General features: G+C 65.1%; 27 protein-coding genes and 1 tRNA gene. 13 read left to right on the top strand and 15 right to left on the bottom strand.

The window, feature by feature from the left end:
* The first annotated feature begins 48 nt into the window (after window positions 1–48).
* The 3 genes from IEV64_RS06890 (at window position 49) to IEV64_RS06880 (ending at window position 1,522) form a co-directional block, all read left to right on the top strand.
* On the top strand, window positions 49–309 hold the full coding sequence (locus IEV64_RS06890; RefSeq protein ID WP_042666122.1) for a hypothetical protein: 261 nt from the start codon (window positions 49–51) through the stop codon (window positions 307–309).
* Between the two features lie 216 nt (window positions 310–525).
* A complete protein-coding gene (locus IEV64_RS06885) occupies window positions 526–789 on the top strand; it encodes a hypothetical protein (protein WP_008612858.1) in 264 nt (87 codons plus the stop codon).
* Between the two features lie 79 nt (window positions 790–868).
* On the top strand, window positions 869–1,522 hold the full coding sequence (locus IEV64_RS06880) for a recombinase family protein (protein ID WP_188423503.1): 654 nt from the start codon (window positions 869–871) through the stop codon (window positions 1,520–1,522).
* A 333-nt stretch (window positions 1,523–1,855) separates the two neighbouring features.
* On the opposite strand, the gene IEV64_RS06875 is transcribed toward IEV64_RS06880, so the two are convergent.
* From IEV64_RS06875 to IEV64_RS06845, 7 genes are read right to left on the bottom strand one after another with little or no spacing between them, the layout of a single operon-like run.
* The gene (locus IEV64_RS06875) at window positions 1,856–2,002 is read right to left on the bottom strand and encodes a hypothetical protein (protein ID WP_188423502.1); all 147 of its coding nucleotides are present in this window, start codon (window positions 2,000–2,002) and stop codon (window positions 1,856–1,858) included.
* Window positions 1,992–2,324: a WDGH domain-containing protein gene (locus IEV64_RS06870; protein WP_188423501.1), complete on the bottom strand. Its 333-nt coding sequence runs from the start codon at window positions 2,322–2,324 to the stop codon at window positions 1,992–1,994. Before IEV64_RS06870 ends, IEV64_RS06875 begins: the two co-directional genes overlap by 11 nt.
* Window positions 2,317–2,541, bottom strand: coding sequence for a hypothetical protein (locus IEV64_RS06865; RefSeq protein ID WP_188423500.1), 225 nt, complete (start codon window positions 2,539–2,541; stop codon window positions 2,317–2,319). Before IEV64_RS06865 ends, IEV64_RS06870 begins: the two co-directional genes overlap by 8 nt.
* Window positions 2,538–3,152: an ATP-binding protein gene (locus tag IEV64_RS06860; protein WP_188423499.1), complete on the bottom strand. Its 615-nt coding sequence runs from the start codon at window positions 3,150–3,152 to the stop codon at window positions 2,538–2,540. The genes IEV64_RS06865 and IEV64_RS06860 overlap by 4 nt, the downstream gene beginning before the upstream one ends.
* 2 nt (window positions 3,153–3,154) lie before the next feature.
* Window positions 3,155–3,604, bottom strand: coding sequence for a hypothetical protein (locus IEV64_RS06855; RefSeq protein WP_188423498.1), 450 nt, complete (start codon window positions 3,602–3,604; stop codon window positions 3,155–3,157).
* Complete coding sequence (locus IEV64_RS06850) at window positions 3,597–4,058, bottom strand: hypothetical protein (protein ID WP_229722539.1); 462 nt, start codon at window positions 4,056–4,058, stop codon at window positions 3,597–3,599. Before IEV64_RS06850 ends, IEV64_RS06855 begins: the two co-directional genes overlap by 8 nt.
* Window positions 4,055–4,237, bottom strand: a complete 183-nt coding sequence (locus IEV64_RS06845; protein ID WP_188423497.1) for a hypothetical protein — start codon at window positions 4,235–4,237, stop codon at window positions 4,055–4,057. Before IEV64_RS06845 ends, IEV64_RS06850 begins: the two co-directional genes overlap by 4 nt.
* Window positions 4,238–4,366: 129 nt before the next feature.
* On the opposite strand from IEV64_RS06845, the gene IEV64_RS06840 reads away from it, so the two are divergent.
* From IEV64_RS06840 to IEV64_RS06795, 10 genes are all read left to right on the top strand, one after another.
* Complete coding sequence (locus tag IEV64_RS06840) at window positions 4,367–4,564, top strand: sugar kinase (protein WP_188423496.1); 198 nt, start codon at window positions 4,367–4,369, stop codon at window positions 4,562–4,564.
* Between the two features lie 3 nt (window positions 4,565–4,567).
* Window positions 4,568–5,074 carry a hypothetical protein gene (locus IEV64_RS06835; protein ID WP_188423495.1) on the top strand — a complete coding sequence of 169 codons (507 nt, stop codon included), beginning with the start codon at window positions 4,568–4,570 and terminating at the stop codon, window positions 5,072–5,074.
* A gap of 10 nt (window positions 5,075–5,084) precedes the next feature.
* Complete coding sequence (locus IEV64_RS06830) at window positions 5,085–5,525, top strand: hypothetical protein (protein WP_188423494.1); 441 nt, start codon at window positions 5,085–5,087, stop codon at window positions 5,523–5,525.
* Between the two features lie 180 nt (window positions 5,526–5,705).
* Window positions 5,706–6,017 carry a hypothetical protein gene (locus IEV64_RS06825; protein ID WP_188423493.1) on the top strand — a complete coding sequence of 104 codons (312 nt, stop codon included), beginning with the start codon at window positions 5,706–5,708 and terminating at the stop codon, window positions 6,015–6,017.
* Window positions 6,017–6,166, top strand: a complete 150-nt coding sequence (locus IEV64_RS06820; RefSeq protein ID WP_188423492.1) for a hypothetical protein — start codon at window positions 6,017–6,019, stop codon at window positions 6,164–6,166. The genes IEV64_RS06825 and IEV64_RS06820 overlap by 1 nt, the downstream gene beginning before the upstream one ends.
* Window positions 6,166–6,747, top strand: a complete 582-nt coding sequence (locus tag IEV64_RS06815; protein WP_188423491.1) for a hypothetical protein — start codon at window positions 6,166–6,168, stop codon at window positions 6,745–6,747. Before IEV64_RS06820 ends, IEV64_RS06815 begins: the two co-directional genes overlap by 1 nt.
* Window positions 6,744–7,256, top strand: a complete 513-nt coding sequence (locus tag IEV64_RS06810; protein WP_188423640.1) for a hypothetical protein — start codon at window positions 6,744–6,746, stop codon at window positions 7,254–7,256. Before IEV64_RS06815 ends, IEV64_RS06810 begins: the two co-directional genes overlap by 4 nt.
* A gap of 1 nt (window position 7,257) precedes the next feature.
* On the top strand, window positions 7,258–7,644 hold the full coding sequence (locus tag IEV64_RS06805) for a hypothetical protein (protein ID WP_188423490.1): 387 nt from the start codon (window positions 7,258–7,260) through the stop codon (window positions 7,642–7,644).
* A complete protein-coding gene (locus IEV64_RS06800) occupies window positions 7,637–7,891 on the top strand; it encodes a hypothetical protein (RefSeq protein ID WP_188423489.1) in 255 nt (84 codons plus the stop codon). Before IEV64_RS06805 ends, IEV64_RS06800 begins: the two co-directional genes overlap by 8 nt.
* Window positions 7,881–8,021: a hypothetical protein gene (locus IEV64_RS06795; RefSeq protein WP_008612879.1), complete on the top strand. Its 141-nt coding sequence runs from the start codon at window positions 7,881–7,883 to the stop codon at window positions 8,019–8,021. The genes IEV64_RS06800 and IEV64_RS06795 overlap by 11 nt, the downstream gene beginning before the upstream one ends.
* Here IEV64_RS06795 and IEV64_RS06790 read toward each other — a convergent pair.
* The 8 genes from IEV64_RS06790 to IEV64_RS06750 form a co-directional block, all read right to left on the bottom strand.
* The gene (locus tag IEV64_RS06790; RefSeq protein ID WP_229722537.1) at window positions 8,018–8,467 is read right to left on the bottom strand and encodes a helix-turn-helix domain-containing protein; all 450 of its coding nucleotides are present in this window, start codon (window positions 8,465–8,467) and stop codon (window positions 8,018–8,020) included. The genes IEV64_RS06795 and IEV64_RS06790 overlap by 4 nt on opposite strands.
* A 184-nt stretch (window positions 8,468–8,651) precedes the next feature.
* On the bottom strand, window positions 8,652–9,107 hold the full coding sequence (locus IEV64_RS06785; RefSeq protein ID WP_188423488.1) for a hypothetical protein: 456 nt from the start codon (window positions 9,105–9,107) through the stop codon (window positions 8,652–8,654).
* 277 nt (window positions 9,108–9,384) lie between these two features.
* Window positions 9,385–9,456 (bottom strand) — tRNA-Ala (locus tag IEV64_RS06775).
* Between the two features lie 255 nt (window positions 9,457–9,711).
* The gene (rpsJ, locus tag IEV64_RS06770) at window positions 9,712–10,020 is read right to left on the bottom strand and encodes a 30S ribosomal protein S10 (protein ID WP_004044563.1); all 309 of its coding nucleotides are present in this window, start codon (window positions 10,018–10,020) and stop codon (window positions 9,712–9,714) included.
* A 2-nt stretch (window positions 10,021–10,022) separates the two neighbouring features.
* Window positions 10,023–11,288 carry a translation elongation factor EF-1 subunit alpha gene (tuf, locus tag IEV64_RS06765; RefSeq protein WP_004969067.1) on the bottom strand — a complete coding sequence of 422 codons (1,266 nt, stop codon included), beginning with the start codon at window positions 11,286–11,288 and terminating at the stop codon, window positions 10,023–10,025.
* 191 nt (window positions 11,289–11,479) lie between these two features.
* Window positions 11,480–12,433 carry a homoserine dehydrogenase gene (locus tag IEV64_RS06760; RefSeq protein WP_188423486.1) on the bottom strand — a complete coding sequence of 318 codons (954 nt, stop codon included), beginning with the start codon at window positions 12,431–12,433 and terminating at the stop codon, window positions 11,480–11,482.
* Window positions 12,430–12,999: a hypothetical protein gene (locus IEV64_RS06755; protein WP_004969065.1), complete on the bottom strand. Its 570-nt coding sequence runs from the start codon at window positions 12,997–12,999 to the stop codon at window positions 12,430–12,432. Before IEV64_RS06755 ends, IEV64_RS06760 begins: the two co-directional genes overlap by 4 nt.
* 364 nt (window positions 13,000–13,363) lie before the next feature.
* Entirely contained in the window at window positions 13,364–15,547 is a 2,184-nt protein-coding gene (locus IEV64_RS06750) for an elongation factor EF-2 (RefSeq protein WP_004969064.1), read from the bottom strand.
* Between the last annotated feature and the right edge of the window lie 15 nt (window positions 15,548–15,562).

Here is a 15,562-nt window from a genome sequence, read left to right as displayed (position 1 = left end):
CCGGCAAGCGTCACCACTTAGTAAGAGTAATTCAATAATTCAATTATCATGGCACAGGCGAGTTTCCGGTTCGAGGACGACATCGAGGACCGGATAGAGCGCCGAATACTCCCCGGCCAGTCCAAGAGTATCTGGTTTCGGTACGCGACCGAATCGACGATTGCCGTCGACCAGATGCTGGACGAACTGTTCGAACCGTGGGAGTACGACAAGCGACAGGAGCTAATCGAAGCGGCTGTGAAGAAAGAGGTCGACCGCCGAAAGAACGGCCCGCACGACTTCGACAACCAGAGTAACGACCCGCTCTAACTCGCCTTCAAACTCACTTTCGCTGGCTCGGTTGTGCATTCTCTCGAATCACTTCACGCACCCACCGCTCTCTAGTCCAGTCATCGGGTTTCGCATCGTCAATCCACTCTATCCTCTCGTACGGCATCGAGACCGTCAGAAGTACTTGAACGCTCATAGTCAGTTTGTTTATAGCGAGAGCGAGGATTAAAACCACGGGCAGTTGACGTGTTCGGCATGGGTTTCATCCGAAACATCTGGAAGAACTGGCAACTGACGCTTCTTGTTCTGATTTCGATGGGCGGGCTCTACGGCGCGCTCGCGAGCTTCGCGCGAGTGTACGACCTGCGGCTCGTTCAGTACGATGTCACCGAGGCACTTCAGCTACTGCAGGCGTCCTACGTCATCCTCGTGCTGACCGTCATCGTCCTCGGTGTCGTCGTCGTCGGTCTCTCGATTACGGTTTGGCGTCTGTCGGTGCAGGTTGAGAACATCGGCTGACCTGTCCAAGAACAATTGTCTTTCGACAGACTGTCCGTTAGTCCTGTTCTTTAAGTTGTAGCCACCCATGTCCGTAACCATGGCTGTAGGTTGCTACGTTCGGGTGTCGACCGCCGACCAGAATCTCGACCGACAAATTGACTCGACGACGAGCTTCGCGCAGGACGACCTCGGTGCGACCCTCGCCGATGTCGAAGTGTTTCGAGACAAGTCGACCGGGACCAACACGGACCGGTCGGGCTACCGTCGACTGATGGACCACGTCGACAGCGGGGAGGTCGACGCGGTCGTCGTTCACGAAATCAGTCGGATGGCCCGGTCGCTTCAGGACTTGGAGCGCACCGTCTCGCGTGTGACCGACGCCGGCGCGGAAGTCCACTTCGTTCGCGACGGGCTCTCCTTCGGCGACGGGAAGGACCAGCCGATGCACCGCCTACAGATGCAGATGCTCGGTGCGTTCGCCGAGTGGCAGGCACGGGTGAAGCAGATGAACGTCAGAGAAGGAATCGCCGCCCGACAGCAGTCCGAGGACTACCACCACGGACCGGCCCCGCTCGGGTTCTCGAAGGACGACGGCCAGCTGGTCGAGGCGGACAACTACCACGATGTCGTCGCAGTCCTCGACATGGTGCAGAAGGATGAGCTCTCGAAACGGAAAGCGGCTCAGCGACTCGACTGCGCGCGCTCGACCATCGGCCGGGCGCTCGACCGGGCGGAACTCTACGGGCTCTGACTCAGAAAATCGCGTCGACGGGCACCTTCTGTTGCTTCCCCATCTCTTGGTGACCCGAGTCGTCCCACCCGCCGAACTCGTCGCGGACCAACGACCACACCGTTGACGGCCGCATCCGGCGGTGGTCGACCGGTGACCCGTTCTCGTCGAGCAGGACGAAGACGACGCTCGGCGAACTCGCCGTTCTCGTCGCCTGCGCGCTCGTCGATTCGCCGCATCTCGCGGCGGGTCACATCGGGAAACGTCATGGTGCGTGCAGAGCCGCTATCCAGATGAACAGTCTCTCACAGAAGTGCATCGCGATTGCCACCGTCACGATGATTTCGAAGGGCGTCACCGGCCGTCCCTCCATCCTCGACGAGCCGCGCGCGCCGCGACGTAGACCGCGAGCGCGAGCCCGGCCAACTCCCTGACGACCGCGAGCAACCGACTCGACGGCGACGGCTCAGGGTATCCGAGTATGAGTTCGTCACTCGCCATAGACGACCTCCATCACGGCGTCGACGTACCTCTGAAGCCGGTCGTTCTTCTCCGCGGTCGTGTAGCCGTCGTACTCGGGGTCCCGCTTCGGCATCGCGTCGGGAACGTCCTCGCGACGGATGTGCCAGCCGACTTGCCCCATCGGGAGGTTCACCCAGACCACCGCCCACGACTCGCCGTTCACGTCGTCCGTGTCAGGCCACCATCCGAACTCCGGACACGCTCGAACCTCGGTGTAGGCCGTGATGAACGCGAGCGCGAGCAGGTTCCGGTCGCGGTACACGTCGCTCTTGGTCTTCGGTTCCGAGTCAGTGTTACTCACGCGACTCACCCCACGAGATGACGAGTGCCTTCTTCGCGTCGGTCGTCAGGGGGTCCTGTATCTGCGACTCTGGCGGCACGTCGTAGGTCCACCACGAGACGACGTCGTCCGATAGCCACTCGGCGAGCGTCCGAAGCGCGTCGACGACATCGGTCTCGTCGTCCTCGACGGGCTGGAGATACACCCGCGTCCCGCCGAATCGGAAGTGCGTGTTCATGCGAACGCCTCCTGCGTCTCCGCGCGGTGCAGCACGTTCATCCGCTTGTCGAAGACGACGTACTGGTACGGCTCGGTCGGGAGGTCGTCGCGCGGAATCGAGAAGTACCGCAGGAAGCCGTCGTGGAACACGGCCCACTCACCGACCCACACCCAGAACTTGCATTGCTTGATGGGCGTGTAATCGAGGTCCGAGGGGTCCTGCGTAGCGAGGACGGCCTTCAGCCCCTTGTCGCGGTCCTCGTGTAGCATCCGCTTCACCGGGTTGTCCGGCTCGACCTCGCCGTCGGGGAGGACGTTCTGCGCCTCGTCGATGATGACCTGCGTCGGGAAGCCGGTCGCCTCGTGGTACTCGTGGGCGACCGTCCGCGCCTGCCGCGCCGTTTCGAGCGGGGAGTCGGTCACCCAGTTCAGTCGCGTCGCGTCCGACGCGCGAGCTTCGCCGACCGACCGGACCGTCGCGGCGTCGTCGAGGTCGCGCCCGGAGATGCCGTCCGTATCGGTGAAGTTGACCCAGATGCTCAGGCCGGGGAACTCGGCTTGCATCTCGCGTAGCAGGGTCGTCTTCCCGCCGCCGGAGTCGCCGGTGACGACCGTGTGGTACGCCTGCATCGTCACGCACCTCCCACACCCGCGAGCGGCGCGAGGTCGTCGTCGACGCCCTCGTCGCTACTGCTGTCGCTCTCGTCCTCGCCACCGTCCTGCGCCGTCTCCGACGGGAGGTACTGGAGTCCGAGGAGAGTCGTTCCGACGGCTCCGTCGACCACGGGCGGGGTGCCGTCGCCACCACTCACGCGGATGAGCATCCGCAGGAGGTAGTGCGACCCTCGCGGGAGGTCCGGGTACTCCGACCGGAGCTGGCTGACCGCCGGACCCGTCGCGTCCGCGTCGAAGAGCGCCGCGAAGACTCCTTTCGAGGAGTCCCCATCGCTCTCGCCCGCGTCGGCCTGCGCGCCCTCAGCGGCCGCGTGGTTCGCCGCACCGCCCGCGTTCGGGACGCCGGCGTTGCGGACGAACGTGTCACCCGGCGACGGCGGGGTCGGCGTCTCGCCGTCCTCAGGCATCGTACGCCTCCCCGCACTCGATGCAGACGCGGTCGTGCTGGCTCAGAAGCGCCGTGTTCTTCGCGGACGGGTTGCGAGCGCGGAGCACCGCGTCGGCGTCGACGTAGTCGTCGGACCCGCAGTCCGGGCACCCGTCGACTTCCTCGGTGTCCTTTCCGCCGTCCGTGATGGGTTCAGGCGCGCCGTGGATGGGGTTTCCGCCGTCGGTCATCGCCTTCTGAGTGTCCGACACTTCGATGTCCCCCGATTCGGGCGGGTTCGCCGGGTCACTATCGGGGGCTGAACCGCGCTCGCCGGCTGGCTCGCCAGCACCGTCGAGCGGCTGAATCATCGTGTCCCAGTCTCGAAGCGGGCACCCCGGCTGGTGGTTGTGGATTCCCTGCGCCGCGTAGTACAGTCCGCAATGCTCGCATTGCTGGTCTGTGGGGTTCTGAGGCTCTTTACTGCCGTTCATGCGATGAGCCCTCCGAGCATCGAGACGCCCGACTGAGTGACGTGTACTGCACCGCTGAGTGCGCCACACTCGCCGAGGATGCCGATTCCGAACGCTCCTTTCACGAATGGTCTCGTCTCGTCCGAAGCCCGGAGATAGGCCACGAGCGTGCCGAGAACTAGTGTCGGGTAGCCAATCATACTGTGTCGAACAGTCAGGCGACCGTGAATGTAAAATAACGAGTGCTGTACGACGCTCAATAATTGAATTGTTGAGCGTATTCCACTACACTTCGAACTTTTTCACAATCGCCCGTTGTCGGAGACGCAATGGCAAAAGTACCGCTTGAACTACTCGGCATCGAGGTCGACACCGACGACCCCGGTGAATCCGCACAGAACCTCGGTCTCGGGGTTGTTGGCGTCGCCCTCACGATGGGCGTCGTCGGAGCAGGAGCGTACGTGTACAACAGCATACGGCAGAAAGCCGGCGTCACCGACGACGACGTGAGCATTCCGGGGGTCTAACCGATGCCAGGTACACTCGGCTACAACGAGAACCTCGCCGAACTCGACGGCGACGTGCGACCCATCCGAAGCGACGACATCGACCAAGACACCCTCAAGTCGGGTGCCGAGGTCACGGTCTATCGCGAGAAGGTCCCGCAGGACAAGGACTTCTGGTTCGGTGCCGGCGGGAAGAACCGCGAGAGCGCAGACGCCTCGCCGATGCACACGAAGCTCGTCGCGAGTGGGAACGGCACCGGCACCGCCGGCGACGTTATCGGCGGCACGCTCTACGCGGCCATCACCGATTCCGACGGTCGCGCCCTCTACACCCGCAAGCTCGGAGACCTCTCGCTCCTCGCAGAGTTCGCCGACCAGAACCCGACCGAGCGACCGCTGATGTACGCCCTCGCGCCGTACGCGAAGCCCGGTCGCTACGTCGAGTTCCGCGTCGACGCCGACTCGAACAGTGACGGCAAGGAAATCGACCCGGCGGCATCCGACGTGATGCTGTACCGGAGTTCGCTGTAGAGGTCCCACCATGGGAATTTTATCGAAGCTCACGACCGACGAGCGCCGCGAGACGCCGTATATCGGGAAGCCAGTCCCCGCGGACACGATCGGCTTCGAGAAGGCATGGACCGCGCCCGCCGACTGCACCGTCGAGCAGCTTCGAATCTGGTCGACGCCCGGCAGCGAGGACGCGCTCAAACTACGTCCGGTCGTTCGTCGACTCCGTGGTGACCCGGAGAATCCCGAATCGCACGAAGACACCGACATCCCGACCTACGGCGACGGTGAGCAGTTCATCACCGGCGAGCCGTCGGGTGAACCGTTCCACGTGAACACAGAGATGAAAGAAGGAGACCAAATCGTCATCATCGCCGACAACGCAAGCACCGACTACAGCTACCGATTCCGCGCAATGCCGACCGTCGACTACCTCGGTGGACTTCGTCGCGTCATCGGGGGGGTGTTCTGAATGCCCGGTCGACCACCGTGGAGTCAGCCCGGAACGCAGGGGGGCGGGCAGACCGTTGCCACTCAGAACCGTCCTAACCTCAAAAACGTCGAATTCGATCAGACAAGCACGCTCGACTCTGGCGCAACCGAAGAGACACAAGTGTTCGCTCCAGACGGAGCAGTCTGGACTGTGCGCGCTATGCAGTTCGATGCGAAGACCCCAGATGCATCCGATGGAAAGCATATGCTTATCATCCGCCCACTCGGTTCAAGAGCATCAACGCTTGAGGGCTCGTCGTTCCACTCGACGGAACGTCTATCCTTCTGGAATTCCTATTGGGTTAACTCGGATGTTGGGCAACCCCCGGAATCGACCGCGCAGGGGCAAGCTGTCCGGTCCATGCTTGCGACCTCGGACTCTCCCTTGGAGTTTGAATACAAGAACTTGCTCGACGTCGAACAGCCCAACCACCGGTCTATCAAACTCGTGGTCGAGGAGGCCACTTACTGATGGACCCGTTCCCTGGTCCTTTCGATGCAGAGATTGGCAAGAGTTACATCCGAGAGACTGACGACGGTGAGCAGACCGTGACTGTCGAATCGAAGCAAGTCGACGACGAAATGGGAGTTATCGTCTCACTCTCACGGAGTGGAAACTGATGGCTATCTTCGCACCCGACGACTCTCCGAGCGCCGGCGAGCGCGTCGACCCGCGAGAGGACCCGGCCGACCAACTCGCTGACAGCATCGGTAGCAGCAGCGACGATGACGATGATGACGACGACAACGTGGTCGACAGCGGCGACTACGACGGGGGGGGTTACGGGTCGATTCCGGACCCGCCGGACCCCTCGAACTCCGAATCCGGGATGCCCGGCGGCGGTGACCCGGTCGTCGACATCATCTCACCAGACCCGAACGAAAACAGCGACGGCGACGAGGTGACCGTCGGAGACGACGGAATGGTCTCTATCGACCCCGACCGTCTCTCTGGCGGCTACGACAGCGTTCAGGACGTGGCCGACGAGGTCCGCAACGTCGTCGGCTCCGGGACGCCGTCGGTCGACGAGACGACCGTCATCGGAGAGCAGGTCCGCAACCTGCGCGAGCAGTTGGCAGGCATGGGGCAGGTCGACGACGGCGACGGGTCGTCGGACGGCCTGCTCGCGATGGGCGCGGCCGGCGTCGTCGCCGTCGTCGCCGTCGGTGTCGCACTCGTCGCAGGAGGTGAGGAGTCGTGAGCGCGACCAACGTCCTCGAAATCATCGGCGCGCCCGAGGCCGTGCGCGAGCGCGTCGGCGGCGGGCCGAGTTACATCACCGGCGGCGAACCGTCGCCGTGGAACTTCAGCATCGACGGCGGGACCATCCTCGGCGCGGAGCTCGATGGCGGCGGCTACGACAAAGTCCACGGCGACACCGTGCAGGGCTCCATCGGCGGCGACCGCGACGCCGTCGAGTTCACCGGCGAAATCGAGGATGGCGTCGAGGACGGCATCTATGCGCCCGACTGGGCGACTCTCCGTCTCAACGGCGAGGTCATCCAAGAGGGCGAGACCGGAAGCGCGTCGTCCCCGACCTCGACCGAGTCGCCGGGCGGCTCGTCGAGTCCGTCGACGACGGGTGCGGCTGAGAGTGCGCCGCTCGTCGGCTGGCTCCTCGACGGCGATGGGTCACGTCGCAACCTGCTCGCGCTCGCGGCGGCCGCGGTGGTCGCCATCGGCGCGGTCGTCTTCGGAGGGGGTGACTGACGTGGTCGACACCAACGGCACCTCGACGTGGGGCGACGGGAGCAACAACTGGCTCGGCGGCATCGGCGACTTCGTCAGCGACCCCGGTCAGGCCGTCCGCGACCCGGCCGACACGGTCGCAGGGGCGGCGGACGCGGCGGCGCTCAACTTCGACGAGGGGGTCGGTGGCCTCATCTCGCTGTTCGACGATGATGCGGGCAACACCGCCGGCCCCGGCCAGTCGCCGTGGATTGAGGACCCCGTCGACGGCCAGCCGAGCAACCCGACCCGCGGGACCGGACTCGCCGACGCGGTCTGGATTGGCGTCCTGCTCGTCGGCGGGCTCGTCGTCCTCTATCTCGTCCGTCCCCTCCTCGAAATCGTCGCAGGAGTGGTCAACGATGAGTGACGCGCTGTTCGTCGACGTCGGCTGGCTCGGGAGCGCGACCGACGTGGCGACGTTCGTCGCGGTCGTCGCCGAGCTCGTCCGGCGCGAGTGGCGGGACCGGCGCATCGCCGCCGCCCTCGTCGCGCTCGCCTCGGGCGTCCCGCGCGTCGACGCGCACCAAGTCGCTCGTGACTTGGACGTCGCCGTCGACGACGACGCGGTCCGTGCGGTCTTGACCGACGGCGGGGAGGACGACGATGGACGGTAGTGTCACTCTCAGCCCGATGGAACTCCTCGCAGTCGCGGCGCTCCCACTCTCGGCGATTTCGGGAGTGCTGAAGGCGCAGATACAGCGGCGGTTCGGACAGCAAAAAAAGACCGACGACGACTCTTCTTAGCTAGTACTCTTCTTCGTCGGGGTGCCCCGATTCGCACTCGCGTTTGCTTCCTCAGGCCGGTAGACGATGATGTCGCCCCACTTCGGTGCGATGTACCCCTCTTGTTCGAGCGGCTTCAGGACGCGACGACGGACGGCGTCTTTCGGGATGCCCGCTCGCTCGGCGACCTTCGAGATAGCGGTCCCAACGTCGAGGCGGCGACCACTCGGGTCGTACGCCTCGGCGGTCCGCCGGAGCGCCATGTAGCCGTCTCGAAGCGCCTCGTCGTCTGGGAGGTTGTCGTCGTCGGGCTCGTCGCGCACGGTTCTCGCGACCTCTTCCATGTGCGTCCGCAGGTCGTCGCTTATCGACCCATCAAGGGCGCTGGTGTAGTCTTCTTTCAGGTCCTCGCCGACGCGGACGGTCACCGTCGTGCTCTCGGTCCGCTCGGTTTTCATCCGGCTCATAGCGCACCTCTGTACTGCACCGTTTCACAGTCGTAATACGCAGACGGGGCGGCGATACGGAGTATGGCAGTACGCCCCCCCGTGGTCGTACGAGGAGGCCTATTCGCGCGGGGGTGTGCGCGCCCGCGCGAGCGCCGGGGCTGGCCGGCTCGTGGTGCTGGTGCTCGGGAGTAGGTGGTGCAGGTCATAGCTGGTCCTCCGAGCGCCCGAAGACGCGCCCGTCGTGTCCGGTGGTCGGTGCCTCGACGATGTCGCCACCGTCGGCGACAAGGTCGGGCTCGGGTTCGGTTGCGTTCGGTGCGACGTGCTCGGCGGTGTCGTGGGCGGTGATGGGGTCGTCGGTGACATCGCGCCCGGCGGCGTCTCCGAAGTGGTTGTGTGACCACTCGGCTTTCCGCAGGACGCACAGATGGGCGCACGGCGAGTCCTCGTCGTCGCGGAACTCGAAGCCCTTGCAGTCGCACCCGCCGACGCGAGCACCGCGCTCTTTGCCGTACTCGACGGCGTGCGTCTCGCCGCCCGGCAGGGTGACGAGGTAGGTCGTCGGGCCGGTGCGCTCGACCAGCGCGGCGACGGGGTCGCCTCGCTCCCACGAGGTCGTCGCCTCGTCACGCTCGCGTTTGAAGTCGAGATACTGCACTACGCTCCACCCCCGTTGCACTCGGGACAGGTACGACGAGGGAGTCCGCCGCGACTCGTCGTCGTTGCGAGACGTGACCCACAGGTCGGGCAGAACCGTCTCATCGCTGACCCCCGAAATCACTCGATTCATCGACAGACAGCGAAGACCCGACTAACCGAGTCTCGTGAACTCTCGATAGGCGGGGTCTTTCTTCCGACTTCCCGAACGCGAGAAATGGAGCTACGAACGCTGTCGCTCCGGTTTTTAGAACCTTCGAAAGCGAGTTAAAATTTGATGGACTCGCGGGGATTTGAACCCCGGGCCTCTTCCTTGCGAAGGAAGCGATCTGCCACTGATCTACGAGCCCTCATTCCCACGGAGTCGTGGGATACACTTATACCCTATGTTTTGTCCGCGGTCGGGCATGCGATAGCATCCCGTTCCGTCGGGCGATTCTGCGGGCATCTGCTCGCGTGTCGAACGGAAGGTGAGATGACACGCGCCTTAGCGCTGAAGGTCAGCTCGGAGGCAGAGTCCTCCGGACGCGCGCCTCGACAGCCGCGAGTGTGACGGGCGGGCCGTCACGAACGGGCGGTCCGGGAGAGCCCGGACAGCGCCGTCGTTAGTCTTCGAGGACGATCTCGATGCTGACGTCGTTCGGAACCTGAACGCGCATCAGCTGGCGCAGAGCGCGTTCGTCAGCGTCGAGGTCGATGAGACGCTTGTGGACGCGCATCTCCCAGTGCTCCCACGTCGCCGTCCCCTCGCCGTCAGGCGATTTGCGGGCGGGGACTTCGAGCGTCTTCGTGGGCAGCGGGATCGGCCCGCTGAGGTTGACGCCCGTCTTGTTCGCGATCTCGCGGACGTCGTCGCAGATATCGTCGAGGTCTTCCGGACTCGTGCCGGCGAGCCGAACGCGTGCCTGTTGCATCGTTATCGCTCGTTGACTTCGAGCACTTTGCCGGCCGCGATGGTCTGACCCATGTCACGGACAGCGAAGCTGCCGAGCTCCGGAATCTCGGAGGACGGCTCGATGCTGAGCGGCTTCTGCGGACGGACGGTCACGATAGCGGCGTCGCCGGACTTGATGAAGTCCGGGTTCTCCTCAGCAACCTCGCCCGACGCGGGGTCGAGCTTCTGGTCGATCGACTCGATGGTACACGCGACCTGCGCCGTGTGGGCGTGGAAGACCGGCGTGTAGCCAGCGGTGATGACCGAGGGGTGCTGCATGACGACGACCTGCGCCTTGAAGGTCTCGGCGACCTTCGGCGGGTCGTCAGCCGGGCCACAGACGTCGCCGCGGCGGATGTCGTCCTTGCCGACGCCACGGACGTTGAAACCAACGTTGTCGCCAGGTCCGGCCTGGTCGACTTCCTCGTGGTGCATCTCGACGGTCTTGACCTCGCCGCCGACGTCAGAGGGCTGGAAGCTCACGTTGTCGCCGGGGTTGAGGGTACCCGTCTCGATACGGCCGACCGGGACCGTACCGATGCCGGAGATGGTGTAGACGTCCTGGATGGGCAGGCGCAGCGGCGCGTCCGTCGGCGGCTGCGGTGCCGGCAGGTTGTTGAGCGCTTCGAGGAGAATGTCGCCGTCGTACCACGGCGTGTTGTCGGAGCGCTCGGCGATGTTGTCGCCTTCGAAGGCCGAAATCGGGACGTAGGTCGCGTCGTCGGAGTTGAAGCGGACCTGCTTGAGAAGCTTGTTGACCTGCTCCTTGACGTCCTTGTACTTGTCTTCGCTGTAGTCGACGACGTCCATCTTGTTGACCGCGATGATGAGTTCGCCGATGCCCAGGGTGCGGGCGAGGAAGACGTGCTCGCGGGTCTGAGGTGCGACACCGTCGTCGGCGGCGACGACGAGGACCGCGTTGTCAGCCTGCGAGGCACCGGTGATCATGTTCTTGACGAAGTCGCGGTGGCCAGGACAGTCGACGATGGTGAAGTAGAACTCGTCCGTGTCGAACTCCTGGTGGGCGATGTCGATGGTGACACCGCGCTCGCGCTCTTCGGCGAGGTTGTCCATGACGTAGGCGAATTCGAATCCGCCCTTGCCCTTCTCCTCGGCTTCCTCTCGGTGCTGCTCGATGACGTGCTCCGGGACGGAGCCGGTCTCGAACAGGAGTCGGCCGACGAGCGTACTCTTACCGTGGTCGACGTGGCCGATAATGGCCAGGTTCTGGTGGGGTTTGTCGCTCATTGGTGTGTTCACGCGCTAAGGCGCTCTGTGGGGAATGTTTTTGCTGAAACCCCTAAAACGATTTCGATACGCGCTACGGGCCGTCTAACCGCCGTACTGCGATTTGCGGAACCATACCACGGTCTCGGGAGTGGGACGCTCGGTCGAAGTCGACAGTCGAAGAAAACGAGGGGTACGGGCCGTCTGTGTGGCTATTCGAGACGAGACACGTCGGACAGGACGGCCGTCGCCGTCTCGGGACCGCCCGCTCCGCGGCCGCTGATGTTCAGTTGCCCCGCGTGTTTGGTCTCCAACTGGACGATGTTCTGCGTGCCCGTGACCGACAGCGCGGAGCCCTGCGGAATCAGCCGCGGAGCCACGCGGACGCCGTCGGCGGTCGCCTCGCCGATGAGGCGGACCGTCCGGCCGTCCTCGGCGGCGAGGTCGAGCGCCGTCCCCGGAACGTTGCGGATGCCCTCGACCTCGGCGTCGTCGAGCGCGTACTCCGTCTCGCCGTCGGAGAGGACGTTGGCGAGGATGACGAACTTCAGCGCGGCGTCGATGCCGTCCACGTCGAAGGTCGGGTCGGCCTCGGCGACGCCGAGGTCTTGGGCTTCCGCGAGCACGTGCTCGTAGTCGAGACCCTCGGCGGCCATCCGCGAGAGGATGAAGTTCGCCGTCCCGTTCAGCACGCCGCGCGCGGCGGTCACGTGCGGCGCGCCGAGGTCCGAGATGGTCGAGAGGATGGGAATCGCGCCGCCGACGGCCGCCTCGAACTGGACGGTCCCCTCGCTTTCGGCTTCGAGCGCGCGCAGGTCGGCGTACCGTTCCGCGACCGGACCCTTGTTCGCGAGCACGACGTGGCGGTCGTCGGCCAGCGCGCGCTCGACGTGCGAGAAGCCGGGTTCGGCGTCGCCGAGCGTCGTCGGCGTCGCTTCCACCAACACGTCGTAGTCGGCGTCGAACACCGACTCGGGGTCCGCGTCGCCGACCACGCCGTCGCGCTCTTTGCGGTCGTGGACCGCGCTCGGGTCGAGTCCGGCGGGGTCGACCGCGGAGGAAGACGAGTCCGCGAACGCGACGACCTCGTGGCCGTAATCGCCCGCGAGGTCGAGGACGGAGCCGCCGACCGCGCCCGCGCCGAGCACGGCGAGTCTGAGGCTCATTGGGAGCCCTCCGCGAGCGGCTCGACGACGTGCAGTCCCTTCTCGGCCGCGAGGTCGCGAACGACCGCGAGCGTCTCGTCGACGCGACCCGAGCGGACCGCGAGTCGGAGCCGGGCGCTCGACGCCTCGTCGGTCCCCTCGCGGGCGGACAGCGACAGGTCCTGAAGCGTCGCGTCCGCCGAGGACTCGATGCGATGGAGCGTGTCCGAGAGGTCGGAGTCGACGGTGTCGCCGACGAGGATGACCATCACCTCCTCGCCGAAGTGCTCCGCGCCGGCGCGGATGACGTTGACGCCGGCGTCGCGGAGCGCGTCGACGATTCGCTCGAAGCGGTCGGGCGGGCATTCGAGGTCGACCTCCACGGGGATGTGTCCGCGCGGGGTCAGATTCCCGCGCTCGTGGAAGATAGACAGGAGATTGCCGCCGTTGTCGGAGATCGGCGCGAGCGCGGCCAGCAACTGTCCGGGCTCGTCGGCGAGTTCGAGCCGAATCGTGTGCGGCTTCGGCATCTCGCCGCTCCCGTCGGCCTCGGCGTCGCTCCCGCCGTCGAGGTCCTGTGCGCTCATCGCCCCACCCCCGCGGGCCGTCCCGACGCTGTTGTCCGCGACGCGCGGCTTTGTCGTGGTTTCGCGTCGTCGCGCCAGGAGTCGAGAGACGTGCCCTTACGCATATCTACCCGTGATTCGGCCACGCGGTATAAGCCTTCGCAGGCGACACGGTTTGCCGACGCCGAGAGCGTGCTGGCATATGTCACAGGCGGTGACGCCCGCGAGTCGAGGCGGCACGCCGGGGTTGCTCCGCCGAAGCGAACTGAGCCGTAATGGAGGCGGAGGCGAAACGGAGGGACACCCGGCGGCGCGGGGAGGGGCCGACGAACCGGGGCTATCGCTGTCCGGGTGAAAAATCGAAAGAAGGCGCGGAGAGACGCGCTTAGATGTAGTCGATAGCCTGCGAGAGTTCGAGCTTCATGCCCTTGCGCTCGCGAATCTCCATGATCTTCTCGCGCTGGAGGTTGTCCGAGAGCACGCGGAAGCCGGCGTTCTCCGTGTTCCAGGAGGCGCGGCCTTCCGTGGCCGAACGGATGTCCGACGAGAAGCCGATCATCTCTTCGACGGGCGCGATGCCCTCGATGACCATGAGGTCACCTTCCTGATACATGTCGTCGACGCGGCCGCGGCGACCCTGAATCTCGCCGGAGGCCGAGCCCATGTATTCGGAGGCGACGTCGATGCGGACGTTCTGGATGGGTTCGAGGAGCTTCACCTGACCCGCGATGAGCGAGCGGTGGACCGCGTCACGCGTCGCAGGGATGACCTGGGCGGGACCGCGGTGGATGGTGTCCTCGTGGAGTCGCGCGTCGTGGAGGCGCAGGAGCGTCCCCTGAACGGGCTCCGCGGCGAGCGGACCGTCGTCGAGCGCCTCTTCGAGGCCCTCGATGACGAGTTCCATCGTCTCGTTGAGGTGCTGGATACCCTTCGTGTCGTCGATGAGGATGTTCGTCCCGTGGATGTGTTCGACGTTCTGGGACGTGTCCTTGTCCATGCCGGCTTCCTGGAGGGCCTCGCGGCGCTCCAGTTCGGGCATGTCCATCGAGATTTCGCCGAGCTTGATGGAGTCGACGATGTCCTGCGAGAGGGGTTCCGCCGTGATGTAGAACTTGTTGTGGCGGTTCGGGGAGACGCCCTCGACCTCGTGGGACTTGCCCTGGACCTGCTCGCGGTAGACGACAATCGGCTCACCGGTGCGGACCGGGATGCCCTGGTTGTCGCGGATACGCTGGGTGATGACTTCGAGGTGGAGCTCGCCCTGACCGGAGATGAGGTGCTCGCCCGTGTCCTCGTTAATCTCGATGCGGATGGTCGGGTCTTCCTTCGCGACCTGCTGGAGCGTCTGGATGAGCTTCGGCAGGTCGTCCATGCGCTCTGCCTCGACGGACTTCGTGATGACAGGCTCGGAGATGTGCTCGATGGACTCGAACGGCGTCATCTCGACGGAGGAGACGGTAGAACCGGCGATAGCGTCACGGAGACCCGTGACGGCCGCGATGTTCCCCGCGGGGACGCCGCGGTCGAGTTCCTCGCGCTCGCCGCCCATGAAGACACCGACGGACTGGACGCGGTTCTTGCCCGCGGTCCCGGAGACGTAGAGCTCCTGACCCTTGCGGATGGTACCGGAGAACAGGCGGCCCGTGGCGATTTCGCCCGCGTGGGGGTCCATCGAGATGTCGGTCGCCATGAAGACGACTTCGCCCTCGTCGTCGACTTCGCGCATCTGGCGCGCGAGGTCGGACTCGGAGTCACCGCGCCAGACCGTCGGGATACGACGGGGCTGGGCGTCGAGCGGGTCGGGGAAGTGCTCCGCGACCATGTCGAGGACGACGTCCGAAAGCGGCGTGCGCTCGTGGAGTTCCTGGCGGTCGCCACCGCGCTCGAGTTCCATGATGTCGCCGAAGGAGATGCCGGTCTCCTCCATCGACGGCATGGAGACGCCCCACTTGTAGAGGGCGGACCCGAAGGCGACGGTCCCGTCTTCGACGGAGACCGTCCAGTCGTAGTCCTTCTCCTCGGTCATCCCGCGGATGAGCTCGTTGACGTCGGAGATGACGTCGACGAGGCGCTTCTGCATCTCCTCGGGACCTTCCTGCAGTTCGTTGATGAGGCGGTCGACCTTGTTGATGAAAAGCGCCGGCTTGACGCCCTCGCGGAGCGCCTGACGCAGGACCGTCTCGGTCTGCGGCATGGCACCCTCGACGGCGTCGACGACGACGAGCGCACCGTCGACGGCGCGCATCGCGCGCGTCACGTCGCCACCGAAGTCGACGTGGCCCGGCGTGTCGATGAGGTTGATGAGGTGGTTCTCGCCTTCCCATTCGTGGGTCATCGAGACGTTTGCGGCGTCGATGGTGATGCCGCGTTCCTGTTCGTCTTCCTTCGTGTCCATCGCGAGCTGCTGGCCGGCAGTCTCGTCGGAGATCATGCCCGCACCCGCGAGGAGGTTGTCGGAGAGGGTCGTCTTACCGTGGTCGACGTGAGCGGCGATGGCGATGTTCCGGATCTGCTCCGGCTTGTCCATCAGTTTCTCACATTCCTGGACGATCTTCTTTCGTCGGCCCATTATACAGGGGTCTAC

This window comes from Haloferax sulfurifontis, assembly GCF_014635105.1.
GTDB lineage: Archaea > Halobacteriota > Halobacteria > Halobacteriales > Haloferacaceae > Haloferax > Haloferax denitrificans.
Note: the sequence above shows the minus strand (reverse complement) of the source record. Positions and strands in the feature narration are given on the sequence as shown.